This is a genomic window from Cupriavidus cauae, from assembly GCF_008632125.1.
GTDB classification, from domain to species: domain Bacteria; phylum Pseudomonadota; class Gammaproteobacteria; order Burkholderiales; family Burkholderiaceae; genus Cupriavidus; species Cupriavidus cauae.
The window spans coordinates 150,681-176,622 of the sequence record NZ_VWRN01000025.1; the positions used below are offsets into that span (position 1 = coordinate 150,681).

General features: G+C 70.1%; 24 protein-coding genes. 17 read left to right on the forward strand and 7 right to left on the reverse strand.

Annotated elements, in window-relative coordinates; all coding sequences use genetic code 11:
- Positions 1-51 precede the first annotated feature (51 nt).
- Together F1599_RS08745 and F1599_RS08750 are read right to left on the reverse strand one after the other, a co-directional pair.
- Positions 52-1,014, reverse strand: a complete 963-nt coding sequence (locus F1599_RS08745) for a helix-turn-helix domain-containing protein (RefSeq protein ID WP_223819534.1) — start codon at positions 1,012-1,014, stop codon at positions 52-54.
- A gap of 189 nt (positions 1,015-1,203) precedes the next feature.
- Positions 1,204-1,941 carry a GDSL-type esterase/lipase family protein gene (locus F1599_RS08750; RefSeq protein ID WP_150082779.1) on the reverse strand — a complete coding sequence of 246 codons (738 nt, stop codon included), beginning with the start codon at positions 1,939-1,941 and terminating at the stop codon, positions 1,204-1,206.
- 283 nt (positions 1,942-2,224) lie between these two features.
- On the opposite strand from F1599_RS08750, the gene F1599_RS08755 reads away from it, so the two are divergent.
- From F1599_RS08755 to F1599_RS08780, 6 genes are all read left to right on the forward strand, one after another.
- Positions 2,225-2,506, forward strand: coding sequence for a UxaA family hydrolase (locus F1599_RS08755; protein WP_006575911.1), 282 nt, complete (start codon positions 2,225-2,227; stop codon positions 2,504-2,506).
- Between the two features lie 124 nt (positions 2,507-2,630).
- Positions 2,631-3,806 (forward strand): UxaA family hydrolase, encoded by a 1,176-nt coding sequence (locus tag F1599_RS08760; RefSeq protein WP_149317205.1) that lies wholly within the window; start codon positions 2,631-2,633, stop codon positions 3,804-3,806.
- The gene (locus F1599_RS08765) at positions 3,806-4,744 is read left to right on the forward strand and encodes a hydroxyacid dehydrogenase (RefSeq protein WP_150082780.1); all 939 of its coding nucleotides are present in this window, start codon (positions 3,806-3,808) and stop codon (positions 4,742-4,744) included. The genes F1599_RS08760 and F1599_RS08765 overlap by 1 nt, the downstream gene beginning before the upstream one ends.
- Positions 4,741-5,994, forward strand: coding sequence for an Ldh family oxidoreductase (locus F1599_RS08770; RefSeq protein WP_150082781.1), 1,254 nt, complete (start codon positions 4,741-4,743; stop codon positions 5,992-5,994). The genes F1599_RS08765 and F1599_RS08770 overlap by 4 nt, the downstream gene beginning before the upstream one ends.
- Before the next feature lie 115 nt (positions 5,995-6,109).
- Positions 6,110-7,108 (forward strand): Bug family tripartite tricarboxylate transporter substrate binding protein, encoded by a 999-nt coding sequence (locus F1599_RS08775; protein ID WP_149317202.1) that lies wholly within the window; start codon positions 6,110-6,112, stop codon positions 7,106-7,108.
- A 264-nt stretch (positions 7,109-7,372) separates the two neighbouring features.
- Positions 7,373-8,113 carry a GntR family transcriptional regulator gene (locus F1599_RS08780; RefSeq protein ID WP_149317201.1) on the forward strand — a complete coding sequence of 247 codons (741 nt, stop codon included), beginning with the start codon at positions 7,373-7,375 and terminating at the stop codon, positions 8,111-8,113.
- Between the two features lie 138 nt (positions 8,114-8,251).
- On the opposite strand, the gene F1599_RS08785 is transcribed toward F1599_RS08780, so the two are convergent.
- Positions 8,252-8,662 (reverse strand): Fur family transcriptional regulator, encoded by a 411-nt coding sequence (locus tag F1599_RS08785; protein WP_149317200.1) that lies wholly within the window; start codon positions 8,660-8,662, stop codon positions 8,252-8,254.
- 261 nt (positions 8,663-8,923) lie between these two features.
- On the opposite strand from F1599_RS08785, the gene F1599_RS08790 reads away from it, so the two are divergent.
- The 5 genes from F1599_RS08790 to F1599_RS08810 all read left to right on the forward strand — a co-directional run bounded on the left by F1599_RS08790 (position 8,924) and on the right by F1599_RS08810 (position 16,154).
- Positions 8,924-11,041, forward strand: coding sequence for a TonB-dependent siderophore receptor (locus tag F1599_RS08790; RefSeq protein ID WP_150082782.1), 2,118 nt, complete (start codon positions 8,924-8,926; stop codon positions 11,039-11,041).
- 22 nt (positions 11,042-11,063) lie between these two features.
- On the forward strand, positions 11,064-12,833 hold the full coding sequence (locus F1599_RS08795) for an ABC transporter substrate-binding protein (protein WP_223819535.1): 1,770 nt from the start codon (positions 11,064-11,066) through the stop codon (positions 12,831-12,833).
- 185 nt (positions 12,834-13,018) lie between these two features.
- Positions 13,019-13,888, forward strand: coding sequence for an ABC transporter permease (locus tag F1599_RS08800; protein ID WP_223819539.1), 870 nt, complete (start codon positions 13,019-13,021; stop codon positions 13,886-13,888).
- Between the two features lie 5 nt (positions 13,889-13,893).
- On the forward strand, positions 13,894-14,721 hold the full coding sequence (locus F1599_RS08805; RefSeq protein ID WP_223819536.1) for an ABC transporter permease: 828 nt from the start codon (positions 13,894-13,896) through the stop codon (positions 14,719-14,721).
- Entirely contained in the window at positions 14,718-16,154 is a 1,437-nt protein-coding gene (locus F1599_RS08810) for an ABC transporter ATP-binding protein (protein ID WP_150082784.1), read from the forward strand. Before F1599_RS08805 ends, F1599_RS08810 begins: the two co-directional genes overlap by 4 nt.
- A 297-nt stretch (positions 16,155-16,451) precedes the next feature.
- Here F1599_RS08810 and F1599_RS08820 read toward each other — a convergent pair whose 3' ends face one another.
- Positions 16,452-16,757, reverse strand: a complete 306-nt coding sequence (locus F1599_RS08820) for a TFIIB-type zinc ribbon-containing protein (protein WP_149317196.1) — start codon at positions 16,755-16,757, stop codon at positions 16,452-16,454.
- Between the two features lie 225 nt (positions 16,758-16,982).
- Here F1599_RS08820 and F1599_RS08825 point away from each other — a divergent pair, with 225 nt between their 5' ends.
- Complete coding sequence (locus F1599_RS08825) at positions 16,983-17,801, forward strand: aminotransferase class IV family protein (RefSeq protein WP_150082786.1); 819 nt, start codon at positions 16,983-16,985, stop codon at positions 17,799-17,801.
- A 134-nt stretch (positions 17,802-17,935) separates the two neighbouring features.
- On the opposite strand, the gene F1599_RS08830 is transcribed toward F1599_RS08825, so the two are convergent.
- Positions 17,936-18,895, reverse strand: coding sequence for a Bug family tripartite tricarboxylate transporter substrate binding protein (locus F1599_RS08830; RefSeq protein WP_395895155.1), 960 nt, complete (start codon positions 18,893-18,895; stop codon positions 17,936-17,938).
- Between the two features lie 336 nt (positions 18,896-19,231).
- On the opposite strand from F1599_RS08830, the gene F1599_RS08835 reads away from it, so the two are divergent.
- Positions 19,232-20,383, forward strand: a complete 1,152-nt coding sequence (locus F1599_RS08835; protein WP_150082787.1) for an acyl-CoA dehydrogenase family protein — start codon at positions 19,232-19,234, stop codon at positions 20,381-20,383.
- Complete coding sequence (locus F1599_RS08840; RefSeq protein ID WP_150082788.1) at positions 20,380-21,513, forward strand: acyl-CoA dehydrogenase family protein; 1,134 nt, start codon at positions 20,380-20,382, stop codon at positions 21,511-21,513. Before F1599_RS08835 ends, F1599_RS08840 begins: the two co-directional genes overlap by 4 nt.
- Here F1599_RS08840 and F1599_RS08845 read toward each other — a convergent pair.
- A complete protein-coding gene (locus F1599_RS08845; protein ID WP_150082789.1) occupies positions 21,491-21,673 on the reverse strand; it encodes a hypothetical protein in 183 nt (60 codons plus the stop codon). The two genes, F1599_RS08840 and F1599_RS08845, sit on opposite strands and share 23 nt — an antisense overlap.
- Before the next feature lie 28 nt (positions 21,674-21,701).
- On the opposite strand from F1599_RS08845, the gene F1599_RS08850 reads away from it, so the two are divergent.
- On the forward strand, positions 21,702-22,685 hold the full coding sequence (locus F1599_RS08850) for a Bug family tripartite tricarboxylate transporter substrate binding protein (protein ID WP_223819537.1): 984 nt from the start codon (positions 21,702-21,704) through the stop codon (positions 22,683-22,685).
- A 10-nt stretch (positions 22,686-22,695) separates the two neighbouring features.
- On the opposite strand, the gene F1599_RS08855 is transcribed toward F1599_RS08850, so the two are convergent.
- Positions 22,696-23,673, reverse strand: coding sequence for a LysR family transcriptional regulator (locus F1599_RS08855; RefSeq protein WP_150082790.1), 978 nt, complete (start codon positions 23,671-23,673; stop codon positions 22,696-22,698).
- A 224-nt stretch (positions 23,674-23,897) separates the two neighbouring features.
- Here F1599_RS08855 and F1599_RS08860 point away from each other — a divergent pair, with 224 nt between their 5' ends.
- A complete protein-coding gene (locus F1599_RS08860; protein ID WP_149317191.1) occupies positions 23,898-24,671 on the forward strand; it encodes an enoyl-CoA hydratase/isomerase family protein in 774 nt (257 codons plus the stop codon).
- A gap of 23 nt (positions 24,672-24,694) precedes the next feature.
- Positions 24,695-25,924 carry a CaiB/BaiF CoA transferase family protein gene (locus F1599_RS08865; RefSeq protein WP_150082791.1) on the forward strand — a complete coding sequence of 410 codons (1,230 nt, stop codon included), beginning with the start codon at positions 24,695-24,697 and terminating at the stop codon, positions 25,922-25,924.
- The last annotated feature ends 18 nt before the right edge of the window (positions 25,925-25,942 follow it).

Sequence of the window (25,942 nt, forward strand, 5' to 3'; positions counted from 1 at the left end):
GGACGGCTCGGGACAGCTTGGGACCGTTCGCGACGCTTCGACCTCGCCCCGTCAGAGATAGAAGGCCGGGCCCTCTCCCGGTTGCCGGCCGAAGTATTCGGCCAGTGGCGAAGGCCCGCCGCGGGCGTAGCCGCCCGGTGTCTGGGCCAGACGCCGCCGCCAGTTGCGGATCTGGTGCGCCTGGTCGCTGTAGCCGGACAGCGCGTCCCCATCGCCGCGTTGCACGGCCTGGATGCTCGACTGCAGCCGTTCCAGGTCCATCAGCTGCTTGGGGCCGACGCCGAGATGCCGCTCGAACCATCGATGCAGTTGGCGCCGATTGACGGCGATCAGCCGGGCGATGTCCTGCACCTGCCGGCCCTGGCGCAACAGCGCGTGGGCCGCGGCGAGCGTCGGCAGCTCGATCGGCGCGCGGGTGGCGTCGAGGCGCCGCAGCAGCCAGGCGTCCAGTTGGCCGGCGATCCGGCGCGGCGCCCAGGCGGCGCTGAGGTCGGCCGCAAGCGAGCAGGCCCTTCCATCGCCCAGATAGGCGGCAAGGTCCATCAGGCGATCCTTGCAGTCCGCGCCAATGCCGGGGAACAGCCGCGCCAGCCCAATGCCACTGAGCATCGCCATGACGAAATACGTGTCCGACCACGAGCGCCAGCGACGGCTGTTCGACTGGAAGCCCAGCAGCGAGACTTTGGGGACCGTGGGCCCGCCCTCCATCGCATTGGGACGGCCGAAGTTCACCGACAGCACCGCGCCCGGGTAAGGACAGGTCTCGATGGGCTGCCCTTCGTACACGCCCTCCAGGTCCTGGACGAACCAGTAGCCGTTGACGTAGGGCGCCAACGCGGGGCAAGGGGCGAGCACCAGGAACATGGCGGCGTGGTCGGGAAGGCGGTACGCAGGCGGAGGACAGGCGACGAGTGATGGCTCGCGCAAGCGATGACGCCGAACATACCAGAAGCCGGGGGCGGGGGCGGGGGCGTTGCCCACGCCAGGGCCGCGGATTGCTTCCGGCAGCCGCACGACCCATTCGCGTCGTCACGCCCATTCGCGTCGTCACACCCAATCGCGTCGTCGCGCCCAAACGCGTGGTCGCACGCCATCGTGTCGTTACGCCTCGATCGCGCGCCACGCTCCTATCGCGTCTCGACGTACCGACTGCGTCGTCACGCCTCTATCGCGTGATCACGCCCCCACCGCGTCGCCACGCCCCTACCGCGTCGCGACGCTGGTGCCGTGCAGATACGGCAGGATCACGGCCTTCCAGCGCGCATAGCCCTCGCCGTTCAGATGCACGCCGTCATAGGTATAGGCGCGATCCAGGTTGCCGTCCCGGTCCGCCAGCGCGCGGGCGACATCGATCCATTCGACCCGATCGTCGCTGGCCGCCAGCCCGGCCAGCAGCGCATTGAACTGCGCGACGCGGCCATTGTCGCGGCCGGTGTCGCGTACCTCGCGATTGACCGGCAGCGTGCTCTGCAGATAGATCCGCGTGCCGGGCGACACGCGCCTGACCGTGTCGACGATCTGCCGATAGCGGTCGAACACCTCGCGCTCGTCGAACGCGCCGAGATCGTTGATGCCCGCCATCAGGAACAGCTTGGACGGCCGCGTCTTTGCCACCGACTCGATGCGATCGAGGATGCGTGCCGTCGAATCGCCGCCGATGCCACGATTGACCACATCGTGGTGGCCGAGAAACTCGCTCCATTCCCCGGCTTCGGTGATCGAGTCGCCGACGAAGACGATCTTGCCGGCGGGCAGCGCGGCATCGAGCGAGCGCAGATGCTGCAGCCGTCCGGCGCTGTAGCCGGAGCCGTCGTCGCGGTGCTTGAGCTTGAAGGCGAGATAGCCGATGCCGCCGAGGCGGTGGATCGCCATCACGGTGGCGCTGACGAACGCCAGGTTCAGCAGCAGCGACGCCACCAACAGCAGTCTGATCGGACGCATGGCCGACTCTCCCGATGAGCGGAGGCTGGGCGGCCGATCTCCCTTCGGCACCGGGCGGCCGCGGCCATGGAAAGCTCCGCGAAAGCCGATGGTCGGCGGCCCGTGGGCCTTTGTCCGTGCGACAGCAAACGCTTCTCATTTCAAAGGCGGGTTACGTTGGCAGGCCACGGCGCCTCGAGTGCGGATCGATATACATCTAATTCATATAGATGAGTTGGTTGACCTTTATGATTTGACCACCTATGATCCGATGCACGCACCAACCCACAGAGGAGACACAACGATGATTCACGTCGTATTGCACGACGCCAAGGACACGGTGGCCGTGGCCGTGGTGGAAGGGATCGAGGCCGGCACCGAGCTGAACGCCTGGATCATGGACGAGGACCGCACCATCACGGTGACCGCGCGCCAGCCGATTCCGATCGGCCACAAGGTGGCGCTGCGCGACATGGCGCCGAACGACACGGTCTACAAGTACGGCGTCGACATCGGCAAGGTGGTCGCGCCGATCAAGGCCGGCGAGCACGCTCACGTGCACAACATCAAGACCAAGCGCTGGTAAGCGGCGCCGCCCGGCAGTCCGTGAGGAAAAGCCTTTCGGTCCAGCCATCCCCGCCATCGCCGCTCTTGCAGCCATCGCAGCCCATCGAGGCGATTCCAGTCATTCGAGAACCGAACACCACGCCATGTCCATCATCGATCAAAACACCACCTTCTGGGGCTACCGCCGCGACAACGGCCGGGTCGGCGTCCGCAACCACGTCATCATCCTGCCGCTGGACGACCTGTCCAACGCCGCCGCCGAGGCGGTCGCGCATGCGATCAAGGGCACGATGGCGATTCCCCATCCCTATGGCCGCCTGCAGTTCGGTCCGGACCTGGATCTGCATTTCCGCACGCTGATCGGCGCGGGCAGCAATCCGAACGTCGCCGCCGTGGTGGTGATCGGCATCGAGGACGGCTGGACCAAGCGCGTGGTCGACGGCATCGCGAAGACCGGCAAGCCGGTGGTCGGCTTCGGCATCGAGGGCCACGGCGACCACGAGACCATCAAGCGCGCATCGAAGGCCGCCAAGGAATTCGTGCAGTACGCCACCGCGCTGCATCGCGTCGAATGCCCGATCGCCGACCTGTGGGTATCGACCAAGTGCGGCGAGTCGGATACGACGTCGGGCTGCGGCGCCAATCCGACCGTCGGCAATGCCTTCGACAAGCTGCATCCGCTCGGCACCACGCTGGTGTTTGGCGAAACCTCGGAGCTGACCGGCGGCGAGCATATCGTCGCCGCACGCTGCGCCAACGACGAGGTGCGCCACCAGTTCATGGCGATGTTCGAGCGCTATCAGGCCATGATCGACCGCTGGAAGACCACCGATCTGTCGGAATCGCAGCCGACCAAGGGCAATATCGCGGGCGGCCTGACCACGATCGAGGAGAAGGCGCTCGGCAACATCCAGAAGATCGGCAAGAAATGCACGGTCGACGGCGTGCTCGACAAGGCCGAGGAGCCGACCCATCCCGGCCTGTGGTTCATGGACTCGTCGTCGGCCGCGGCCGAGATGGTGACGCTGTGCGCGGCATCCGGCTTCGTCGTGCATTTCTTCCCGACCGGGCAGGGCAACGTGATCGGCAACCCGATCGTGCCGGTGATCAAGCTGTGCGCGAACCCGCGCACCGTGCGCCTGATGAGCGAGCACATGGACGTCGATTGCTCCGGCCTGCTGCAGCGCGAGCTGAACCTGGACCAGACCGGCGACAAGCTGCTCGAGTGCATGCTGGCGACCGCCAACGGCCGCTGGACCGCGGCCGAGGCGCTGGGCCACCGCGAGTTCGTGCTGACCCGCATCCACGAGTCGGCCTGATGAAGCGGATCTGCATCAGCGAGTTCATGGACCCGGACGCGGTGGCCGCGCTGACGCCCGGGTTCGAACTGCGCTACGAGCCCGACTGGGTCGATCGGCGCGCCGAGCTGCTGGCGGCGCTGCCTTCGGCGGACGCGCTGATCGTGCGCAACCGTACGCAGGTCGATGTGGCGCTGCTCGACAGCGCGCCGCGCCTGCGCGTGGTGGGGCGGCTCGGCGTCGGCCTGGACAACATCGATGTCGAATCGTGCAAGGCGCGCGGCATCCGCGTGATCCCGGCCACCGGCGCCAATGCGCGTTCGGTCGCCGAGTACGTGGTCACCACGGTGGCGATGCTGCTGCGCGGCGCCTATCAGGGCAGCGGCGAGGTGATGCAGGGCAAATGGCCGCGCGCGCGTCTTTCGGAGGGGCGCGAGGCGCTGGGCAAGACGCTGGGCCTGATCGGCTTCGGCGATATCGGCCGGCAGACCGCGGCGCTCGCCCAGGCCTTCGGCATGCGCGTGGTTGCGCACGATCCGATGCTGCGCGATGACGATCCGGTCTGGCAACGCAGCGGCGTCGCGCCGCGCGGCCTCGATGCGCTGCTCGCGGAAGCCGATGCGGTCAGCCTGCACGTGCCGCTGGTGCCGGCGACCCGGCATCTGCTCGACGCGCGGCGGCTCGCCGCGATGCGGCCGGGCGCGGTGCTGGTCAACACCGCGCGCGGCGGCGTGGTCGACGAGGGCGCGTTGGCTGCGGCGCTGCGCGAGGGCCATCTGGCTGGCGCCGCGCTCGACGTGTTCGAGCGCGAGCCGCTGCCGGCCGGCTCGCCGCTGGAGGGCGTGCCCAATCTGGTGTTGACGCCGCATATCGGCGGAGTCACGCGCGAAGCCAATGCGCGCGTGTCGATGCTGATCGCGCAGCAGGTGCGGCAGGCGCTTGAGGAGGGAACTGCATGAGCGCTGCCAATACGAGCGCCAACGCAAGCGGCAACGCACGCGTCAACCCGGGCGCCGATGCCGGCGCCAATTCCGGGGCCACCGCAAACGCCAACGCAAGCGCCACCGCAAACGCCAACGCAAGCGGCAACGCCAACGCAAGCGGCAACGCCAACGCAAGCGCCAACGCAAGCGCCAACGCCAGCACGGTCGATGCCGCACGCCTGACGCGTTTGGCCGAAGCCGCGCTGCGCCGCGCCGGCGCGAGCGCGCTGCAGGCCGAAGCCACTGCCGCCGCGCTGGTGCGCGCCGATGCCGTCGGCCTCGCCTCGCACGGCGTGTCCCGGGTGCCGATGTATGTCGCGCATCTGCGGCGCGATCGCGTCGATGGCGCGGTGGTACCGGTACTGCGCACGCCCGGCGAGCCGGAGAGACAGGGCGGACAGGGCGGACAGGGCGGACAGGGCCGACAACAGCGTGCCGCGCTGCTGGTCGACGCCCAATGCGGCTTCGCCTTCCCGGCCTGTGCGATGGCGATCGAGCACGCGATCGCCCGCGCGCGCGAGCTCGGCGTCTGCGTGGCCGCGGTCACCAACAGCCATCACTTCGGCGCCGCGGCCTCCCATCTGGAGCCCGTCGCCGCCGCCGGCATGATCGGCATCGCGCTGGGCAACTCGCCGGCGGCGATGCCGGCCTGGGGCGGACGCAAGCCGCTGTTCGGCACCAATCCGATCGCCGCGGTGTTTCCGCGACGCGGCGCCGCGCCGGTGGTGATCGACCTGTCGCTGTCCGAGGTCGCGCGCGGCAAGATCATGGTCGCCGCCAAGGCCGGCCAGCCGATTCCGCTGGGTTGGGCGCTCGACGAGGCCGGGGAGCCGACCACCGACGCGAAGGCCGCGCTGCGCGGCTCGATGCTGCCCGCGGGCGGCGTCAAGGGCGCGATGCTGGCGCTGCTCGTCGAGCTGCTGGTGGTGTCGCTGGCCGGGGCGCAGTTCGGCGCCGAGGCCGATTCCTTCTTCGAGGATGCCGGCGGCCGGCCGCGCATCGGCCAGGTCTTCCTGGTGCTGGACCCCGCCGCGTTCAGCGGCGAGCAGGTCTATCACGATCGCGTCGAGGCGCTGCTGGCGGCGATGTTGGCCGACCCGGGCACGCGCCTGCCGGGCGCGCGCCGCGAGGCATCGCAACGACGCGCCAGCAGCGAGGGCATCGCCGTGCCCGCCGCGCTGCTGGCCGAACTGGAGGCGCTGGCCGGGGAGGGTAGTCCGGCCTAGCAAGCGTCAGCTCATGCCGGCCCCGGGGCAGCGTCGTCCAGGCGATGCCCCCAGGGGCCGCCCCACAAGCCGAGGTCCGCAAAGTACGGATGGCGGCAAACAAAGGAGACAAACCATGCATCGCCTGTTGATTCGCTCCATGCTGCGGCATGTGGCCGCGTTGTCCGTTGCATTGTCCGCCGTCGTTGCTGTCACCGCGCCCGCGGCGGCCCAGGGTCCCGCCGACTATCCGAGCAAGCCGATCCGCTATGTGGTGCCGTTCGCGCCCGGCGGCCTGACCGACATCATGGCGCGCATGGTCGGCCATCAGCTGTCGGAGGAGTGGGGCAAGCCGATCGTCATCGACAACAAGCCGGGCGGCAATGCCAATATCGGCGCCGACCAGGTGGCCAAGGCCCCGGCGGACGGCTATACCTGGCTGGCCGTCACGCTGACGCACGCCTCCAACGTCACGCTGTTTCCGAAGCTGCCGTTCAACATGCAGAAGGACCTGGTGCCGGTGGCGCGCATCGCCTCGTCGCCGATGACCGTGGTGGTGCCGGCCAATTCGCCGATCCATTCGATGAAGGACCTGGTCGAGGCCGCGCGCAAGGGCAAGCTCAATGCGGGCTCGAGCGGCAACGGCACGCCGCCGCACCTGACGCTTGCACTGTTCGAGAGCCTGACCGGCACCAAATTGACGCACGTGCCGTACAAGGGTGGTGCACCGTCGATGACCGACCTGATCGGCGGGCAGATCGACGTGGTGTTCTCCAACTTCCCCGAGTCGCTGGCCTACGTCAAGGGCGGCAAGCTGCGCGCGCTGGCGGTGACCACGCGCGAGCGCCATCCGCTGCTGCCGGATGTGCCCACGGTCGGCGAGGTCGGCTTCCCCGACCTGCTGGTCGAGAACTGGACCGGCCTGATGATGCCGGCCGGCACGCCCAAGCCGGTGATCGACAAGGTCGGTACGGCGGTGGCGAAGATGGTCGAGATCAAGTCGGTGCGCGACCGTATCGTGGCCGCCGGTTTCTCGCCCGCGCCGCAGGCGAGCGCGCCCTTTACCGACTACTTCCAGGGCGAGGTCGCGCGCTGGGCCAAGCTGATCGACCAGAAGGGCATCCGGGCCGAGTAGGTCGATTCGAGCGTCGATCGCCTGCGCCGGCCGTATGCGCCGACCGCAGGCGTTGATCGCAGGGGGCGACGCGCGGGCGTGCGAGCGCGGGCACCGAACCGAAGGGCCCGGCCCAGGCGTTCGAAACGATTTTCAACACGGCGGGGGGCGGGTGACGGCAGTCATCCATGTTATATAGACGTTCCGATCCAGCGCCGCCGGGCAAGCGGCGGCGGCGCGGAACCGGCATCGTGCCAATCCATCCGTCCAGGGAGATCGTTGAAGGTGGGCGCAGAATTCGAAGCAGGCGCGGCAATCGGCGGCGTGCTGTACAAGGACGTCAAGCGGGCCATCCTGGCCGCGCTGGCCGCGGGCGAGTGGAAGCCGGGCGAGGCGATTCCGGCCGAACGCCGGCTGGTGGAGCGCTTCGGCGTGTCGATCGGCACGCTGCGCAAGGCGATCGACGAACTGGTGGCGGAGAACATCATGATCCGCCATCAGGGGCGCGGCACCTTCGTCGCGACCCACCGCCAGGAGGACCATTTCTTCCGCTTCTTCCGCGTGGTGCGCGAGGACGGGCATCGCGCCTTTCCCAGCGTGCGGCTGGCCAAATTCCGGCGCGGCAAGGCCAGCAAGGAGGAGGCACTGGCGCTGGGCATCGCGCCGGGCGAGCGGGTCTTCCATTTCACCAACGTGCTGTCGCTGGACGGCAGGCCGGTGATGACCGATGCGATCACGGTGCCCGAGGCGCTGTTCGAAGGGCTGACCGAGACCATGCTGCGCGAGCGGCCCAACACGCTGTACAACTTCTATCAGGACGCCTTCGGGATCAACGTGATCCGCACCGAGGAGCGCCTGCGCGCAGTGCTGGCCGACGAGGACGACCATCGGCTGCTGGAGGTGCCGGTGGGCGGCCCGCTGCTGCAGATCACGCGGATCGCCTCGTCCTATCACGACCGGCGCGTCGAGCGTCGCGTCTCGCGGCTCGACACCACCGCGCACGAGTTCGCGATCTCGCAGCCGTAGCAGGCGCGGCGGCCGCAGCAGCCGCAGCAGGCGTCAACACACCACCACGTCGTTCCCGCGCCCGCGGGCATTCAGCGACTCCGACCCTGCAAGCCGCCGGGTCCCCGCCTTCACGGGGACAACGCCTTTTCCTGCCGCTCAGTTCGTCCGGCGCTTGCCCGTCTTCTTCGTCGCGCATTCGATGCAGCGGCCGCGCAGCGTCAGCTCGTGCTGCTCGACCACGAAGCCGGGCGGCGTGATCTCTTCCAGGTGTCCGGGGCACCCTTCCAGCGGAAACACGCGGTCGCAGGTCAGGCACTGGAAGTAGTGCTTGTGCACGACCGCGTCGGGCGCGGCCGCGACCTCGTAGCGGTCGGCCTGGCCCGGCAGCGGCACCGCCACCAGGCCGCCTTCCTGCAGCATGGCGCGGATATTGCGGTAGACCGTCGCGAGTCCGAGCGTCGGCACCGTGCGCTGCGCGGCGGCCAGGATCTCGGCAGGGCTCAACGGCCGGGCGGCCTCGCGCAGCGCGCCCAGCACGGCCTCGCGTTGACGGGTCATGCGTTCCATAGCTAGAATGATAATGAAAATTCGTTCTCAATAAGGCGCGCCGTCGCTCGGCAGCGTCACCGCAGACCGTATTGTCGCCGCTTCTTGTCTTGCTTGCGGCTTCCCTTGCCGGCCGCGCACGTAGCGGGGCATGGCGGTCGTGGTGGTCGCGCGTCGTTGTTCACCCTTCGTCCAATCATGTCCACGCCGACTTCATCGCCCGCGCGGCTGCCCGTGCGTTTGCCTGCGCGTTTGCCCGCGAACCTTCCTGCGCGCCTCTCCATGCGGCCATTGCGCGCGGTCCATCCCCTGCCGCCGCTCGCCGCCGCCCTGTTCGCCGTGGCGGCGCTCGCAGACGCTGCAGAGGCCGCCGAGCGCGAGGAAGCCATGCTGCCCGAGGTCGCGGTGGTCACCTCCGGCGCCGCATCGTACAACCTCGACGAGGCCAGCGGCGCGACCCGCACCGACACGCCGCTGCGCGAGGTGCCGCAGGCGGTGCGCGTTGTGCCGCGCGCGATGATCGACGATATCGGCGCGACGCGGCTGGAGCAGACCTTTGACTACGTCAGCGGCATCGCGCGCCAGGACAGCTTCGGCGGACTGTGGGACAACTTCGCGGTGCGGGGCTTTGCCGGCAACGAGAACACCGGCACCGGCTATCTGGTCAACGGCTTCGTCGCCAATCGCGGCTTCACCGCGCCGCGCGACGTCGCCACCATCGAGCGCGTCGAAGTGCTGAAGGGTCCGACCTCGTCGCTGTATGGCAGCGGCGACCCGGGCGGCACGCTGAACCTGGTCACCAAGCAGCCGCAGTTCAAGCCGGCGCAGAACTACGAGCTGGAAGTCGGCAACCGCGACCGCTACCGTGCCGCGGCCGATATCACCGGACCGCTGGGCGAAAACGTCGCCGGCCGGCTGATTGTGGTGGGCGACCATCAGGGCAGCCAGCGCGCCTTCGTCGACAGCCAGCGCTATCTGCTGGCGCCCTCGCTGACGTGGACGCTGGGCGCCGATACGGTGATCCAGTACGCCGGCGAATGGCAGCGCTTCTCGACGCCGCTGGACCGGGGCATCGTCGCGGTCGACGGCCGGCTCGATGCGGTGGGCCGCAAGACCTTCCTCGGCGAACCGAGCGATGGCGACATTCGCCTGGACAGCCAGTCGCATCAGCTCGGCATCGAGCACCAGTTCTCGCCGTGCTGGAAGGGCCGGCTGTCGCTGGCCTATCGCGGCGGTTCGCTGGAAGGGTATTCGACCGAGCCGTTCGCGCTGGCCGCCGACGATCGCACGCTGCGACGCCAGCGCCGATACCGCGACTACCAGTCCGACGACGCCGCGCTGCAGGCCGACCTGACCGGCCGCATCGACACCGGGCCGCTGTCGCATACGCTGCTGGTCGGCTTCGACGCCTATCGCTTCAGCAGCAGCCAGGTGCAGTTGCGCGGCAACCCGACCGCCGCGACGCCGTACCCGATCGACATCTACGAGCCGGTCTACGGGTCGGCGCCGCCGCCGCTGCTGCCGAACACCGATGCCCACGAGCGGCAGACCAATATCGGCCTGTACGCGCAGGACCAGATCGCCATCGGCGAGCGCTGGCGCGTGCTTGGCGGGCTGCGGGTCGACTCGTATCGCCAGACGCTGGACAACCGCCTGCGCGGCACCCGCGTCGAGCAGGACCAGACCGCGGTGTCGCCGCGCCTTGGCCTGGCCTACCTGGCCGGCAACAACGTGACGCTGTTCGCCAATGCCAGTCGCTCGTTCCGTCCCAATCCCGGCAGCAGCGCCGCCGGCGAGCCCTTTACGCCCGAGCGCGGCCGCGCCGTCGAGGCCGGCCTGAAGTTCGAGACCGACGATCGCCGCCTCGGCGCGACGCTGAGTGCGTTCTCGATCCACAAGCGCAATGTGCTGACCGCCGATCCGGCCGATCCCTCGTTCTCGACCACCGCCGGCGAAGCGCGCAGCCGCGGCCTCGAACTCGATGTGGCCGGCCGCGTCGGCCAGCATTGGCGCGTGTCGGGCAGCGTGGCGCTGACCGATGCCGAGATCACCGCCGATACCCGGCTGCCGGCCGGCACGCCGCTGCGCAATATCCCGCGCACCAGCGCCAGCGCGCTCGCCGTCTACGAGGATGCGGCGCCGTGGGGCCAACGCTACGGTATCGGCGCCGGCGTGCGCTACATCGGCAAACGCTCGGGCGATGCCGCCGACAGCTTCACGCTGCCGTCGTACACACTGGTCGATCTGCTCGCCTACTGGCAGCTCAGCAAGCAGGCCCGGCTGACGCTGAACGTGCACAACGTGTTCGACCGCGACTACTACGCCAGCTCCTACAGCGCGCTGTGGATCGCGCCCGGGGCAGGGCGCACGGTGCGGCTCGGGCTGCGGCTGAGCTATTGACGCGATGCGACGGCCTGCCGCGATGCCTGCGATGCTCCCGATCGAATCGACGCCACCCGGTTCCCCGCGTTCGCCACGCCGCCGCCGGCTGCTGGGCGCCGGCGCGGCCGCGCTGCTGTCGCCCGCGCTGGCGCAAGGCGCCGGCACGGGCGCTGGTTCTGGCTCGCGCTCAGGCTCAGGCTCAGGCTCTGGCTCTGGCTCGGCCACGAAGACCGCAGCCGACCGCACCGTGCGCGTGATCGGCCCGTGGGAGCTGTCGAGCCTGGACCCGCTGCGCGGCGGCTATCTGTTCGCCCGCATGCAGGTCGCCGAGACGCTGGTCGACTATGACGCGCAGGCGCGGCCCATCGCCGGGCTGGCATCGCGCTGGCAGGGGTCCGGCGACGGGCTCGCATGGCGCTTTGCACTGCGCGAGGGCGCGCGCTTTCATGACGGCTCGCCGGTGCGCGCCACGGACGTCGTGAACGCGCTGCGACGCGCCCTGCATCCGGCCGGCGTACTGGGCCAGGCGCCGATCGCCGCGATCGATGCAGTGTCCGATGCCGCGACCGATGCGAAGTCCGGCGCGGTGGTGCGGATCCGCCTGCGCCGGCCCTTCCCCGCGCTGCCGGCCCTGCTGTCGCACAGCAGCACGCAGATCCTCGCGCCTGCTTCCTTTGGCGCCGATGGCGCGGTGCGCGCGATCGTCGGCTCGGGGCCGTACCGCATCGTCACGCTGGAGCCGCCGCAGCGCTTCTCGGTGGCGGCCTTCGATGGCTGGCAGGGGCCGGCCCCGGCGGTGCGCCGCGCCAGCTATCTGGCGGTCGGCCGCGCGGAGATGCGGGCCCTGATGGCCGAGGCCGGCCAGGCCGAACTGGCCTACGGCCTCGACCCGGGCAGCGTGGCGCGGCTGCGGCGCGGCGACGCGGTGCGCGTGCACCAGCAGCCGATTCCGCGCACCACCGCCCTGAAGCTCAACGCCGGCCATCCGCTGCTCGCCGACCCGCGCGCGCGGCAAGCGCTGTCGCTGGCGCTGGATCGGCGTGGCATCGCGCAGGCGGTGCTGCGCGAGCCGTCGCTCGCCGCTACGCAACTGTTTCCGCCGGCGCTGGCCGGCTGGCATCGCGCCGATCTGCCCGCGCTCGCGCACGATCCCGTACGCGCCCGTGCGCTGCTCGCCGAACTCGGCTGGCGGCGCGGCACCGACGGCGTGCTCGCGCGCGACGGCAAGCGTTTCGCGCTGACGCTGCAGACCTTCCCCGATCGTCCCGAACTGCCGGTGATCGCCGCCGCGATCCAGGAGCAGCTGCGCCTGGTCGGCGTGCAGATCCGCGTGGCGGTGGGCAACTCCAGCGAGATTCCGCTTGGCCATCGCGACGGCTCGCTGGAGATGGGCCTGATCGCGCGCAACTATGGCGCGGTGCCCGATGCGTTCGGCGCGATCGCGCAGGACTTCGGCGCGGCGGAGGGGAAGGCCGGCGAGGAAGGCGATAAGGGCGGCGATAAGGGCGGCGATAAGGGCGGCGGCAAGAGCGGCGGCGAGGGCGGTGACAAGCGCGGCGGCGATTGGGGCGCGATGGGCTGGTCGTCGCCGACGCTGACGCGAGCCCTGGCCGCGATGTCGTCGACCGCCGACGCCGCGCGTGCGCAGGCGCTGCGCGAGCAGATCGCCGGCGCGCTGCATGACGGCCTGCCGCTGGTGCCGGTGCTCTGGTACCAGCAGACGCTGGCTGCCAGCCCGCAGCTGGCCGGCGTGTCGATCGACCCCTTCGAACGCAGCTACCGGCTCACCGACTTGCAATGGACCCGATGACGCCACCGAACCCCCAGGCCACCCGACTCGCCGCGGCAAGCGTCGGCGAATCCGTATCGGCATCGCGCGATGCGCAGCGCCCACCGCGGGCCAACCCCGCCGCACGGCTGATCGCCCGCGTGCTGCTGCAACGCGGCCTGCAGGCCGCGGTCGTCGCCGCGCTGGTCGGCAGCCTCAGCTTCCTGATGATGCGGCTGTTGCCGGGCGACATGGCCTTCCGCATCGCCGCCGGCCGCTATGGCTACGACATGGTGACCGCACAGGCCGCCGATGCGGTGCGCGCGGAACTGGCGCTCGACGGCCCCTGGCTCGACGGCCTGCTGGCGTGGTGGTCGCGGCTGCTGCATCTGGATTTGGGCACCTCGACCGTGACCGGCGCGCCGGTCGCCGCCGAGATCGCGCATCAGCTCGGCCACACGCTGTGGCTGGCGCTCGCCGCGCTGGCCGTGTCGACGCTGATCGCGCTGCCGCTGGGCTTTGCCGCCGGCAGGCACGCCGGCGGCCACACCGATCGCGCCACGCTGGCGCTGTCGGTGCTGCTGCGCGCGCTGCCGCCGTTCGTGCTGGGCATCCTGCTGGTGCTGGCCTTCGCGGTCGAACTCGACTGGCTGCCCGCCGGTGGCCACGGCGAACACGGCAGCTGGGTCGCGCCGGCGCTGACACTGGGACTGGGCCTGGCCGCCACCGCGATGCGCGTCGCGCGCGATGCGATGGCCGGCGTGGTGGCCGCGCCGTACTGGTTGTTCGCCCGCACCAAGGGCCTGTCGGACCGCGTCGCGATGGCGCGGCACGGGGTGCGCAATGCCGCGGTGCCGGTGGTCGCCTATCTGGGCGTGCAGCTGGTCTATCTGCTCGAGGGCGTGGTGGTGGTCGAGACGCTGTTCGCCTGGCCCGGCATCGGCCATGCGCTGGTGCACGCGATCTTCGGCCGCGATGTGCCGATGATCCAGGGCACCGCGCTGACGATGGGCCTGCTGTTCGTCGCCTTGAACGCGGCGGTCGACCTGGCCTGCATGGCGATCGATCCGCGGCTGCGCGCGACGGTCGGGCGATGAGCGAGATGGCAAGCCCGACCTGGAAGGGCGCATTGACGGTCGCCACGCCGCGCCGGCGCATCGCCTTGCTGCTGATCGTGCTGCTGGCCCTGTTCGCCATCGCCGGCCCGTTGGCCGCGCCGCGCCAGCCCTTCGAGCAGGACCTGTACGCCGTGCTGCAGGCGCCGACGATGGCCGAGCCGCTGGGCACCGACCATCTGGGCCGCAGCGTGCTGGCCCGCACCGCGCATGCCACGCGGCTTTCGCTTGGCCTCGCGCTGCTGTGCGTGCTGTCGGCCGCGCTGCCCGGCACGCTGCTGGGGCTGTTTGCCGCGTGGCGCGGCGGCTGGGTAGATCGCGTGGCCGGGGCGCTGGCCGACGCGGTGCTGGCGCTGCCGGGTTTGCTGCTGGTGCTGCTGCTGGCGGCGCTGGCGCCGGGCGCGATGTGGCCGCTGTATCTGGGGCTGTCGCTGGTGCTGTGGGTCGAGTATTTCCGCGTCGCGCGGGCGAGCGCGCAGATCGTGCTGCGGAGCCACCATGTCGAGGCCGCGCGCCTGCTCGGCTTCGGTCCGCTCCATATCGCGCGCCGGCACCTGCTGCCGGAGCTGGCGCCGGTGCTCGGCACGCTGGGCAGCTTCGGCCTGGGCGCGGGGGTGCTGGCGCTGGCCGCGATGGGCTTCGTCGGCATGGGCGTGCAGCCGCCGATGGCCGAGCTCGGCCTGATGATGACCGAGCTGCTGCCGTATGCGGCCGAGGCGCCGTGGGCGATCGCCGGCCCGATCGCGGTGCTGGCGATCGCCATCCTCGCGCTGGCGCTGCTGAACGAACGCCCGCGTGCGGGGGTGTCGCCATGAACGCGCGCAACGACCTCGTCATCGAGGACCTGCATGGCGAGCGCGTCGGCCGCCTGCTCGGCGTGCGGGACCTGGCGGTCGCCAGCGCCGACGGCGTGCTCCTGCAGCCGGTGTCGTTCGAACTGCAGGCCGGCCGCGCGCTGACGCTGCTGGGCGAGACCGGTTCCGGCAAGAGCCTGCTGGCCCATGCGGTGATGGGTTCGCTGCCGCCGGGCCTGCGCGCGAGCGGCCGCCTTGCCGGGCACGGCTGGGATTGCGAGGCCAACGACATGCGCGCGCGCCGGCCGCTATGGGGCCGCGAGCTGGCGCTGCTGCCGCAGGAGCCGTGGTTCGCGCTGGACCCGCTGATGCGCGTCGATGCGCAATTGGCGGAGACCTATCGCTGGGTTGCCGGCGAATCGCGGCAGAGCGCCGCACACCACGCCGCGCAGGCGCTGCGTGCGGTCGGGCTGGGGCACGCCGCGCGTGCCTGGCCGACCGCCTTGTCCGGCGGCATGGCGCAGCGCGCGGCGTTCGCGATCACCCGGGCCGGCGATGCGCCGATCCTGATCGTCGACGAACCGACCAAGGGCCTGGACCGGATCTGGCGCGACGACCTGGTGGCGCGCCTGCGCGCGGCGCTGGAGCAGGGCTGCGCGGTGCTGACCATCACGCACGATATCGGCGTGGCGCGGGCGCTGGGCGGCGACACGATGGTGATGCTCGATGGCCGCGTGGTCGAGCGCGGCCAGACCCACGCGGTGCTGGGCGCGCCGTCGCACGAGTACACGCGCGCGCTGATCGCCGCCGAGCCCGCGGCATGGCCGCGCCGGGCGATGCCTGCCACGGGTGGTGAAGTGCTGCGCGCCAGCGGCCTGAGCAAGCGTTTCGGCGACCATCTGCTGTTCGACGGACTCGAGCTGACGCTGCACGCCAGCGAACGCGTGGCGGTCACCGGACCGAGCGGCAGCGGCAAATCGACGCTGGGCAATGTGCTGCTCGGCCTTGCGCGGCCGGATCGCGGCAGCGTGCGCCGGGCCGACGGCATCGCGCGGGTTCGCTACCAGAAGCTCTACCAGGACCCGGCCGGCGCGTTCGCGCCGCACGTACCGCTGGGCCGCGCGCTGCACGACCTGATCGCGCTGCACCGGCTCGAACGCGCGCCGCTGCGGCCCTGGATGGAGCGGCTCGGACTTTCCCCCGATCTGCTGGAACGGTTGCCGGGCGCGGTGTCCGGCGGCGAACTGCAGCGCTTCGCCTTGCTGCGCGCGCTGCTGCTGCGGCCCGCCTTCCTGTTCGCCGACGAGCCGACCTCGCGGCTCGATCCGGTCACGCAGCGCAATACCATCGACCTGATCGTCGAGGCGGCGCAGGAGTCGGACTGCGCGCTGATGCTGGTCACGCACGATCCCGATCTCGCCGCGAACGTGGCGGCGCGCACGCTGGCGTTCTGACGGGCATTCCGACGCGCGTCTTGACGAATACGGCGCCCCGAGGGGCGCCGTGCGGTCACATCTGCGTCGAGGATCGTCGATCGAAGCGGTCGATCGAAGCGGTCGATCGAAGCGGTCGATCGAAGCGGTCGATCGAAGCGGTCGATCGAAGCGGTCGATCGAAGCCGGTCGATCTACGCGGTCATTCGAAGCGGGCCACATCCCCGGGGTCCCCTGGCATACCTCGGTGGATCGAAGCCGGTTACTCGAAGCCGGTTACTCGAAGCCGGTTACTCGAAGCCGGTCACTCGAAGCCGGTCAATCGAAGATCTCGTGCCAGATGCTCTTCTTGCGATAGTGCTTCTGCTCGCGGTAGCGGTCGTCGTCGCGGTAGCCGCGCTGGTCATAACCGCGGTCGTAGCCGCGCGGATCGACCGGCCGTTGCGGCGCGGCGGCCTGGGGCGCCTGCGCGACCGGCGCCTGTTCGGCCGCGGCACGCTCCAGGATCTTGTCGAGCTCGCCGCGATCGAGCCACACGCCGCGGCATTTCGGGCAGTAGTCGATCTCGACGCCCTGGCGTTCGGCCATCACCAGCGTGGTCTCGGTACAGACGGGACATTGCATCGCAGCTCTCCTTGATTGCGTGTTCAACGGCTAACGCCTGTCAGACCGTCGCCCGGCGGCTTGGTTCGGCAGCACGGATTCCCGCTGCCCGCTTGACGGGCCGTATGGGGCTCATCTGAATCTTCAAGTTCGGCTTGATGATTCGTACAGAACTTTTCGTTTCCGGAAGGCCCGGCAGCTGGGCGATAGTTTGCGCTGCTTGACGATCACATACAGTAGCGCGGCATGTCAGCCGAATCGAAATCGAAGTCACACATTGCCCACCTCGACGGCCGGCCCGCCTCGGCGGCGGACCTGGCGCCGCTTGCCTTCGCCGGTTATGCCCACTTCACCGCCATGCAGGTGCGAAGCGGCCGGATTCGCGGCCTGGACCTGCATCTGTCCCGCCTGCGAGCGGCATCGATGGCGCTGTTCGGCACGGCGCTGTCCGACGAAGCGGTGCGTGACCGCTTGCGGGCGGCGCTGCAGGCGAGCCCCGCCGATCTGTCGTTGACGGCGACGGTGTATTCGCCGGAAGGGGAATTCACGGCGCGCGGCATCGGCGCGCCCCGATTGCTGATCCGGACCGGGCCGCCTTCGTCGGGGCCGACAGGACCGCTCGCGCTGGATACGGTCGAGCATGAGCGGGTGCTTCCCGGCATCAAGCACGTCGGCGAAATCGCTAAGACGTACTACATGCGGCAGGCAGTCGAACAGGGCTTTGACGATGCGGCGTTCGTCGACCGCCAGGGGCGGCTCAGCGAGGGCACCATCTGGAACCTCGCGTTCTGGGATGGCGAGGCGGTGGTGTGGCCGGAAGCGCAGATGCTGACCGGCACCACCATGGGCATCCTTCGGCGTCAGCTGGACCGCCTCGGCATCGCGCAGCGCACGCGCGAGGTCAGGCTCGCCGACCTGCCTTCGCTCGGCGGCGCGGTCGTGATGAACTCATGGACGCCCGGCGTGCCGGTACGACGCATCGGCGAGGTGCCGATCGCCGCTGCGCCGGATTTCGTCGCGCTGCTGCATCGGGCCTACGAGATGGAGCACGCGGTGGCGCCGTGAGGCGTCTCACCGCTTCGGCCTGTGCCTCGGGCCGTTGCAGCAGCCACACTGCTCCGGCTCACCGCTCCGCCGACGCCCTTGTTCAATGCGCCGGTCCAATGCACCGGCTCAATGCCTCAGCTCGATGCATCGGCTCACTGCTTCGGAATCCCCGCCAGCGTGGCGGCCGCCGACCAGCGCTTGATCTCGTCGAGCTGGAACTTGCGCAACACGTCGGCGCCGCCGGCGAAGATCTGGCCGTTGGTGCGGCCGATGAACTCCGCGGCCTCCTTGCTGTTGAAGATCTCGACCGCGGTGCGGCTGAGCTTGTCGACGATCGGCTTGGGCGTATGGGCCGGCGCGAACAGCGAGACCCAGTTGATCATGTAGTAGTCCTTGAAGCCCAGTTCCTGCAGCGTCGGCACATTGGGCTGCACGTCCAGCCGCTTGTCGCCGGTGACCGCCAGGATGCGCGTCTTGCCGGTCTGCGCCAGCGCCGCCGCGGCGGTGTAGTCCGACAGCGCGAAGTCGACCTGGCCGCCGGCGAGGTCCGCCACCGCCGGTGCCGCGCCCTTGTACGGAATCGCCACCGCCTTGACGCCGGCCTGCTTCAGGAACAGCTCGGTGGCGATCTGGTACGAGGCCGAGCCCGAGCCGTAGCTCAGCTTCCCCGGCCGCGCCTTGCCGTCGCGGATCAGGTCCTGCACCGTGCGGTACGGCGAACTGGCCGGCACCGACAGCACCATCGCGCCGTAATAGAGCCGCGCCACCGGCGCGAAGTCCTTGACCGGATCGTAGGGCAGCGATTTGAACTGCACCGCGTTGGTCGCCATCGGCGAGTTGCTGGCGACGAACAGCGTGTAACCGTCCGGGTCCGCGCGCGCCACCGCCTGCGCCGCGATGAAGCTGTTGGCGCCTGGCCGGTTCTCGACCACGAAGGGCTGGCCGAAGCGCGCCTCGAGCTTCTGCGCGAGGAAGCGCGCGGTGCTGTCCGAACCGGTGCCCGGCGGGAAGGACACCACGATCTTGACCGGCTTGGCGGGATAGCCGGCGGCATCGGTCGCCGCATCGGCGGCCCGCGCCGGCGAGGGCAACAGCATCGCCAGCACGGCCATCGAGCCCGTGGCCAGCGACACCAGCCGCGCAACGGTCCATTTGTTCATCGAATCATCACGCATCGCTCTGTCTCCTTGCGGACGGTGTGACCCCGCCCTGTCGAACCAGGCCACAGCCTAAGCGCCGAGCGGCAGCGAGGGCAACTGTCCCGCGGACATATCGCTTATGCGCGGGACGTATGGAACGCTTCTCCGCTTGCGTACGCGCGGGCGTGCACAAGGGCCCACCGGATTTTTGTTATGCCGCCGCCGCGATGGGCGGCCCGTGTCCGCGTCGCTAAGCTGCCTCCCATCGCTGCATCGACGAACGCAGCACACCAATCGACAGGAGGGGAAATGGACACGGCCAGCCAGATCGTGATTCGACCGGCGCAGCCCGATGGGGACCTGGCGCCATTGCGGGCGCAGGTGCGCGCCTTTCTCGCCGACACCGTCGGCGACCGGCCGCCGCAGAAGCGCGCGCAGAGCTGGTCCGGCTATGACCCCGCGTTCAGCCTCGCGCTGGGCGCCAAGGGGTGGATCGGCATGACGTGGCCGAAGGCCTTCGGCGGACAGGAGCGCTCGATGCTGGAGCGCTATGTCGTGCTGGAGGAACTGCTGGCGGCGGGCGCGCCGGTGGGCGGCCACTGGGTCGCCGAGCGGCAGAGCGGTCCGCTGCTGATGCGCTACGCGGACCCGGAAGTGGCGCACGAGATCGTGCCCCGCATCACGCGCGGCGAGGTGCGCTTCTGCATCGGCATGAGCGAACCCGATTCGGGCTCGGACCTGGCATCGATCCGCACGCGCGGCGATCGCGTCGACGGCGGCTGGGTCGTCAACGGCACCAAGCTGTGGACCTCTAACGCGCATCGCTCGCACTACATGATCGCGCTGGTGCGCACTGACCGCAGCGCCGACGACAAGCACAAGGGCCTGTCGCAGCTGCTGATCGACATGCGCTCCGAAGGGCTGCAGGTGCGGCCGATCCGCAATCTGGCCGGCGAGGAGCATTTCAACGAAGTGGTGTTCGACAACGTCTTCGTGCCCGATCGCATGGTGATCGGCGAGCCGGGGCAGGGCTGGGCGCAGGTCACCGCCGAGCTGACCTTCGAGCGCAGCGGCCCGGAGCGCTATCTGAGCAGCTATGCGCTGCTGGCCGAGATGGTGGATCACGCCGATGCCGACGACGCGCGGCACGCGGTCGAGCTCGGCTACCTGGTGGCCGAGCTGAGCAATCTGCGGCAGATGTCGCGCGGCATCGCGGCGATGCTTCATCGCGGCGAGAACCCGCAGCTGGCGGCGGCCAACGTCAAGGATCTCGGCGCGCTGTTCGAGCAGCGCATTCCCGAGGTCGCGCACCAGCTGTTCGGCCACGAGCTGCGGCCGGACGGCTCGCCCTTCGTCGCCACCCATTGCCATCTGACCCAGACCGTGCCCTCGTTCTCCCTGCGGGGCGGCACGCGCGAAATCCTGCGGGGAATCATTGCGAGAGGCCTGGGGGTCCGATGAACGAACGCGAACTGGAGCTCGAACTCGAGCAGATGCTGGCCGACAGCGCACAACGGCTGTTCGGCAACGAAGTGACCACCGCGCAGCTGGAAGCGGCCGAGCGCGGCGAATGGCAGGCGGACCTGTGGCGCACCGTCGAGGACAGCGGCCTGACGCGGCTGTTCGCCGGCGAGGACGACGGCGGCGCCGCGGCCGACTGGCAGCAGGGCCTGCCGGCGCTGCTGGCGGCCAGCCGCACGCTGGCGCCGGTTCCCTTCGTCGATACCGCCGCGTGCGGATGGGTGCTGGCGCGCCTGGGCATCGCGATGCCGGACGGACCGATGGCACTGGCCGCGCACGCCGGCACCGAGTCGGAGGGGGCGGTGGCGCGCTCGAGCGCCGAAGGCTGGCGTCTCGATGGCACGGTGGACGTGCCCTGGGGCCGGCACGTGCGCCATGTGGTGGTGCGTGCGGTGGACCGGCAGCCGTTCGGACGTGCGGTATGGCTGCTGGTGCCGACCGCCGGCTGCCAGATCGAGACCGGCGCCAATCTGGCCGGCGAGCCGCGCGACCGGCTGCGCTTCGACGACGCGCCGGCCGCCGCCGCGGTGGTGGTCGAGAGCCCGGCCGACGAGGCGATGCTTGGCGCCGGCGCGGCAACGTCGCAGCCCTCGTCACCTTCCCCGCTCGGCGCGCTGATGCGTTCGATCCAGATCGCCGGCGTGCTCGAGCGCGTGCTGAACCAGACCGTGCAATACGCCACCGAGCGCATCCAGTTCGGCCGCCCGATCGCCAAGTTCCAGGCGATCCAGCAGCAGTTGGCGATGCTGGCCAACGAGGTGGTGGCGGCGCGCATGGCGGTGGCCAGCGCCTGCGCGGCGATGCGCGCGCCCGGCTGGGACAGCCAGGCGATGGTGGCCAAGGTGATCTGCGGCAATGCCGCCGGCCGCGCCGCCGCGATCGCGCACCAGGTCCATGGCGCGATCGGTTTCACGCACGAGCACTCGCTGCACTGGTCGACCCGTCGGCTATGGAGCTGGCGCGCCGAGTACGGCAGCGAGGCGCACTGGGCGCGCGAGATCGGCACGCGCGCGATCCGCGAGGGCGGCGCCGCGCTTTGGCCGCGGGTCACCGCGCCGCAGGCCGCCTGAGGCGCGTGGCGAGCACGCACGCGGCCACCGTGCACGTGACCACCGCGCGCGCGACCACCACGTGCGTGACCACCACGTGCGCGACCACCACGTGCGCGACCACCACGTGACCACCACGTGCGCGGCGTATCGCGCAGGAACACAGGGATAACAAGGGCAAACGAGCCCTCCCACGACAGGAGACATCGATGCGAGTACCGGGTTTGTTTCGGGCGCTGCTGCTGGCCAGCGCCGCCTTCACCAGCGCCGTCGCGAGCGGCATTGCCGCCGCCGAATCGGCCAGCGAGTTTCCTTCGCGGCCGCTGCGGATCATCGTGCCGTTCACCGCGGGCAGCGGCTCCGATTCGTCGGCCCGCTACTACGGCGAAGCGCTCGGCCGCGCGCTGGGCCAGCCGGTGGTGGTCGAGAACCGCCCCGGCGCCAACGGCGTGATCGGCATCCAGGCGTTGAAGAACGCGCCGGCCGACGGCTACACGATCCTGCTGGCGAGCAATTCGCCGCTGTCGGTCAATCCGATCGTGCTGAAGAACCTGCCCTACGATCCGCTGGCCGATCTGCGTCCGATCGCGGGCCTGAGCCGGAACATGAATGTCTTCCTCGTGCCGATCGATTCGCCCTGGAAGACGCTGGCCGATGTGGTCGCCGCGGGCAAGGCCAAGCCGCTCAGCGTGGGCACCTATTCGGCGGGCTACCGGCTCGCGGCCGCCTGGTTCGGCAATCTGGCCGGCATCAAGCTGGTCAATATTCCCTACAAGGGCCAGGCGCAGATCATGACCGACATCATCGGCAGGCAGCTCGATCTGGCGGTGGTCGACACCAGCGGCGCGCTGACGCTGATCCGGCAGGGCAAGGTGCGCGCGCTGGCGGTGTCCGGCGAGAAGCGCCATCACGAACTGCCCGAGGTGCCGTCCGTGCGCGAGCTCGGCTATCCCGATTACGTGCAGTACAGCTGGGTGTCGTTCTACGTGCGGGCGCAGACGCCGGACGACATCGCCGGCAAGCTCGCCACCGCGATGCAGTCGATCCTGAAGACGCCCGAGTCGACCGCCTTCCTGGCGACCAAGGGCAGCGACCCGATGCCCTATCCCCCGCAGACCATGCGCTCCTTCCACCAGGCCGAAATCGCGCGCTTCCGGCGCGTGGCGCAGGCGGCCGGCATCCAGCCGGAATGATGGCGTGAAGCTACACCGGCAGGCCGCGCGCGACCTCGGTCAGCAGCGCGCGCAGCAGGGAGACGAAGGGATGGGTATGGACATTGTTGTGCCAGCACAGATGGACCGGAATGGCCAGCGCCGGGTCGTCGATCGGAATGAAGCGCACGCCCGGATGCCGGCACAGTACCGGCGCCAGATAGCGCGGCACCATCGCATACATGTCGGTACCGGTGATCGCGTCGGCGACGGCCAGATAGCTGGTCATCGTGCAGGCGATATGGCGCTGCTCGCCGTGCTTGGCGAAGTAGCGGTCGACCATGCGCGTGACCACGCCGAACTGCGAGATGTCCAGGCAGGGCAGCGGCGCCAGTTCGGCCGCGCCCGGCGTGTTGCCGAGATGGGCATTGCCGGCATCGCACAGGCAGCCGAACGGCGCCGAGAACAGCAGCTCGGAACGCAGCGCCTCGGATTCGACCGGATAGAAGGCCACCATCACGTCGATCGCGCCGCTGGTCATCGCGCTCAGTCCGCTGGGCATCGGCACCGGATGCATGCGCACCCGCGCGCGCGGCGCGACCACGCGCAGCCGGGCCAGGAAGGCCGGGGCGATCAGCGCCTGCAGCGAGTCGTTGATGCCGATCGCGTAGGAGCCGGTCTCCTGCGCGGGATCGTAGCGCTCGCTCTGCGTGTAGATGCTCTCGATGGTGCGCAGCGCGGCGTCGAGCGCCTGCTGCAATTCCTGCGCGCGGCGCGTCGGCAGCATCCTGGCCGCGCTCTTGATCAGCAGCGGATCGCCGAACTCCTCGCGCAGCCGCTCCAGCATGCGGCTGGTCGACGGCTGGCTGCTGTCGAGCCGCCGCGCCGCCTCGCTGACGCTGCGGCTCTCCAGCAGCGCGGCCAGCACGACCAGCAGGTTCAGGTCCTTGTGCCGCAGTTCGGCCAGCGGCAGCCGCCGCCGGTCGTTGGCGGGCGTCGGCTCGCCCTCTCGATGGTCTCCGCTATGCATCGTCGATTCGCGTTGCGCTCCTGGTGAGCGGGTATTGCCGGCCAGATGCCGGCGCCCGCTTTCGATTGGCCGATGAATCCGTCCGGCGAGGTGCCGGACACACGGGCTCCATTATCCGGGCGCGGCTCCCGGCGATCCATCGGCAATTTCCCACGCCGCCCATTTACGCCGCTTGTTCGCGCCGCTGCTTCTGTCACCGCTACCACCACCGACCTTCTACCGCCATGGATACTTCATCCCCTGTCTCGCTGCGCCGGATGCCGCAGGACCACGTCGCGCACGTGGTGCTGCAGCGCCCGCCCCATAATCATGTCGACGCCGATTGCATGGCGGCGCTCGCCGATGCCCTCGAACAGCTCGATCGCGACGACGATTGCCGCGCCATCGTGCTCGCGGCCGACGGCAAGTCGTTCTGCGCCGGCGCCGACTTCGGCGCCAGCGATCCGTCGATCCGGCGCGATCCCAGCCCCTTCTATCGGCAGGCGATGCGGCTGTTCCGCACGCGCAAGCCGATCGTGGCGGCGGTGCATGGCGCGGCGATCGGTGCCGGCGTGGGGCTGGCCCTGGTCGCGGACTTTCGCGTGACCTGCCGCGAGGCGCGCTTCAGCGTCAATTTCAACCGGCTGGGCTTCCATCCGGGCTTCGGCCTGAGCCTGACGTTGCCGCGGCTGATCGGCGAGCAGCGTGCGGCGCTGCTGTTCTACACCGGCCGCCGCATCGACGGCGCGACCGCGGTCGAGATGGGGCTGGCCGACGAGCTGGTCGAACAGGCCGACGTGCGGGCTCGCGCCCACGCGCTCGCCTGCGAAATCGCGCTGTCCGCGCCGCTGGCCGTCGAAAGCACGCGCGCCACGCTGCGCGCCGGACTTGCCGACCGCGTCGCCGAGATCAACCGGCACGAGCTGCAGGTCCAGCTGACGCAGTTCCCGACCGAGGATTTCCGCGAAGGCGTGGCCGCGATGGCCGAGCGCCGCCTACCCAATTTCCAGCGCCGCTGATGCGGCATCACAGGAGTGCGTCAGTGAACGAACACAAGCAGAGCGGCGGCAAGACCGCCGTGGCGGGGCCGCTGGACGGCGTGCGGGTACTGGACCTGTCGTCGGTGGTGCTGGGGCCGATGGGCACGCAGGTGCTGGCCGACATGGGCGCCGACGTGATCAAGATCGAGGCGCCAGAGGGCGACCTGATGCGCGCCAATGGCGTGGTCGAGCACGCGGGCATGAGCTCGATCTTCCTCGCGCTGAACCGCAACAAGCGCTCGGTGGTGCTGGACCTGAAGGACGAGCAGGGCGCGGCCGCGCTGCGCGCGCTGATCCCGACCTGCGACGTGCTGGTCCACAACATGCGGATCGGCGCGATCGAACGGCTGGGCTTCGGCTACGACGCGGTCGCGCGCCTGCGGCCCGATATCGTCTATTGCGCCGCGCCCGGTTTCGGCCAGGACGGTCCGGACCGCGACAAGCCCGCGTTCGACGACATCATCCAGGCGGCCTGCGGCTTCGTCGGCGCGGCGAGCGCGGCCGGTGCCGAGCCCGACTACCTGCCCAGCCTGATCGCCGACAAGACCACCGGGCTCGCGGTGGCCAACGCGGTGCTGGCCGCGCTGTTCCGGCGCGAGCGGCACGGCGAGGGCCAGTACGTCGAGGTGCCGATGCTGGAGACGATGGCGGCCTTCGTGCTGACCGAGCACATGGGCGGCATGATGTTCCCGTCTTCTACCGCCAAGGCAGGCTATGCGCGCCTGCTCGAAGGCGGCCGCAAGCCGGTGCGCACCGCCGATGGCTGGATCAGCATGCTGCCCTATACCGAACGGCACTGGAAGGCGTTCTTCCACGACCTCGGACGCGACGACCTGGGCGAGCGCTATCAGATCGCCAGCCGGCGCGAGCGCAACGCGAACATCAAGGCGCTGTACGGCCATCTGGCCGAGCTGGCGCCGCTGCGGACCACCGCGCAATGGATGGCGCTGTGCGAGCGGCTCGATATTCCCGCCACGCCGATCTACCGGCTCGAGGACCTGCCGGGCCATCCGCATCTGTCGGCGGTGGGACTGTTCGAGGAATCGGTGCATCCGGCGGTCGGGCCGATCCGCCAGGTCCGCCCGACCACGCGCTTTGCCCGCACGCCGACCGCGATCCGCCGGCCCGCGCCATCGCTGGGCGAGCATACCGAGGAGGTGTTGCGCGAGGCCGGCGTCGCGCCGGAGCGGATCGCCGCGCTGCTGGAGCCCATTAAGCCAAAACCCCGCTGAATCCATCGAGATTATCCA

What these genes read in the sequence shown, in the direction of transcription:
- F1599_RS08835 (WP_150082787.1), top strand. Translation starts at nt 19,232, where the DNA reads ATGGACACGGCCAGCCAGATCGTGATTCGACCGGCGCAGCCCGATGGG.
- F1599_RS08770 (WP_150082781.1), top strand. Translation starts at nt 4,741, where the DNA reads ATGAGCGCTGCCAATACGAGCGCCAACGCAAGCGGCAACGCACGCGTC.
- F1599_RS08805 (WP_223819536.1), top strand. Translation starts at nt 13,894, where the DNA reads ATGGCAAGCCCGACCTGGAAGGGCGCATTGACGGTCGCCACGCCGCGC.
- F1599_RS08800 (WP_223819539.1), top strand. Translation starts at nt 13,019, where the DNA reads ATGATGCGGCTGTTGCCGGGCGACATGGCCTTCCGCATCGCCGCCGGC.
- F1599_RS08775 (WP_149317202.1), top strand. Translation starts at nt 6,110, where the DNA reads ATGCATCGCCTGTTGATTCGCTCCATGCTGCGGCATGTGGCCGCGTTG.
- F1599_RS08855 (WP_150082790.1), bottom strand. Translation starts at nt 23,673, where the DNA reads ATGCATAGCGGAGACCATCGAGAGGGCGAGCCGACGCCCGCCAACGAC.
- F1599_RS08840 (WP_150082788.1), top strand. Translation starts at nt 20,380, where the DNA reads ATGAACGAACGCGAACTGGAGCTCGAACTCGAGCAGATGCTGGCCGAC.
- F1599_RS08860 (WP_149317191.1), top strand. Translation starts at nt 23,898, where the DNA reads ATGGATACTTCATCCCCTGTCTCGCTGCGCCGGATGCCGCAGGACCAC.
- F1599_RS08830 (WP_395895155.1), bottom strand. Translation starts at nt 18,895, where the DNA reads ATGGCCGTGCTGGCGATGCTGTTGCCCTCGCCGGCGCGGGCCGCCGAT.
- F1599_RS08765 (WP_150082780.1), top strand. Translation starts at nt 3,806, where the DNA reads ATGAAGCGGATCTGCATCAGCGAGTTCATGGACCCGGACGCGGTGGCC.
- F1599_RS08810 (WP_150082784.1), top strand. Translation starts at nt 14,718, where the DNA reads ATGAACGCGCGCAACGACCTCGTCATCGAGGACCTGCATGGCGAGCGC.
- F1599_RS08750 (WP_150082779.1), bottom strand. Translation starts at nt 1,941, where the DNA reads ATGCGTCCGATCAGACTGCTGTTGGTGGCGTCGCTGCTGCTGAACCTG.
- F1599_RS08820 (WP_149317196.1), bottom strand. Translation starts at nt 16,757, where the DNA reads ATGCAATGTCCCGTCTGTACCGAGACCACGCTGGTGATGGCCGAACGC.
- F1599_RS08850 (WP_223819537.1), top strand. Translation starts at nt 21,702, where the DNA reads ATGCGAGTACCGGGTTTGTTTCGGGCGCTGCTGCTGGCCAGCGCCGCC.
- F1599_RS08755 (WP_006575911.1), top strand. Translation starts at nt 2,225, where the DNA reads ATGATTCACGTCGTATTGCACGACGCCAAGGACACGGTGGCCGTGGCC.
- F1599_RS08760 (WP_149317205.1), top strand. Translation starts at nt 2,631, where the DNA reads ATGTCCATCATCGATCAAAACACCACCTTCTGGGGCTACCGCCGCGAC.
- F1599_RS08790 (WP_150082782.1), top strand. Translation starts at nt 8,924, where the DNA reads ATGCGGCCATTGCGCGCGGTCCATCCCCTGCCGCCGCTCGCCGCCGCC.
- F1599_RS08795 (WP_223819535.1), top strand. Translation starts at nt 11,064, where the DNA reads ATGCCTGCGATGCTCCCGATCGAATCGACGCCACCCGGTTCCCCGCGT.
- F1599_RS08825 (WP_150082786.1), top strand. Translation starts at nt 16,983, where the DNA reads ATGTCAGCCGAATCGAAATCGAAGTCACACATTGCCCACCTCGACGGC.
- F1599_RS08785 (WP_149317200.1), bottom strand. Translation starts at nt 8,662, where the DNA reads ATGGAACGCATGACCCGTCAACGCGAGGCCGTGCTGGGCGCGCTGCGC.